This is a genomic window from Acidovorax sp. KPB24-03 (assembly GCF_057546605.1).
Genome location: NZ_BAAJYR010000842.1, coordinates 1 through 765 on the forward strand (window position 1 = coordinate 1; position 765 = coordinate 765).

The 765-nt window shown below is 74.0% G+C and carries 1 protein-coding gene and 1 pseudogene; both read left to right on the forward strand.

Annotated elements, in window-relative coordinates; all coding sequences use genetic code 11:
- On the forward strand, positions 1–584 hold a 584-nt coding region (locus AC27KI_RS26370), incomplete at its 5' end, for an enoyl-CoA hydratase family protein (protein WP_487116825.1).
- A 4-nt stretch (positions 585–588) separates the two neighbouring features.
- A pseudogene (locus tag AC27KI_RS26375) lies at positions 589–765 on the forward strand (acyl-CoA dehydrogenase family protein); the annotation flags it as partial.

The following is a 765-nucleotide window of genomic DNA, read 5'->3' on the forward strand; positions in this document are numbered from 1 at the left end:
TCGGCCCGCTCACCGGCATGACCATGCCCGAACTGCTGGAGTTCACGCGCATGACGGGCGACCTGGTGAAGGCCATCCGCGCCTGCCCGCAGCCGGTGCTGGGCGCCATCGACGGCATCTGCGCCGGCGCCGGCGCCATGGTGGCGCTGGCCTGCGACCTGCGCTACGGCACGCCCGCCGCACGCACCGCGTTCCTGTTCACCCGCGTGGGCCTGGCCGGCGCCGACATGGGCGCCTGCGCGCTGCTGCCGCGCATGATCGGGCAGGGCCGCGCCTCCGAGCTGCTGTTCACCGGCCGCGCGATGACGGCGCAGGAAGGGCTGGCCTGGGGCTTCTTCAACGGCCTGCACGAATCGGCCGACCTGCTCGCCCACGTGCAGGCCGCGGCCCGCTCGCTGGCCGAGGGCCCCACCTTCGCGCACGGCATGACCAAGACCATGCTGGGCCAGGAGTGGAGCATGACCATCGACCAGGCCATCGAGGCCGAGGCCCAGGCGCAGGCCATCTGCATGCAGACGCAGGACTTCCGCCGCGCCTACGAGGCGTTCGCGGCCAAGCAGAAACCCGTGTTCGCGGGGGATTGAGGCCATGCACGCCGCCACGCCCCCCGCGCCCGCCGCCCCGTCCACGGCGCACCTCGCCCTGCCGTTCTTCGGCGAAGCCCACCGGGCATTGGTGGATGGCCTCGTGCCCTGGGCCGCCGCGCAGGCGGTGGACGAATCCGACGACCGCGCCGCCTGCCGCGAGTGGGGTGCGCCGCCTGGG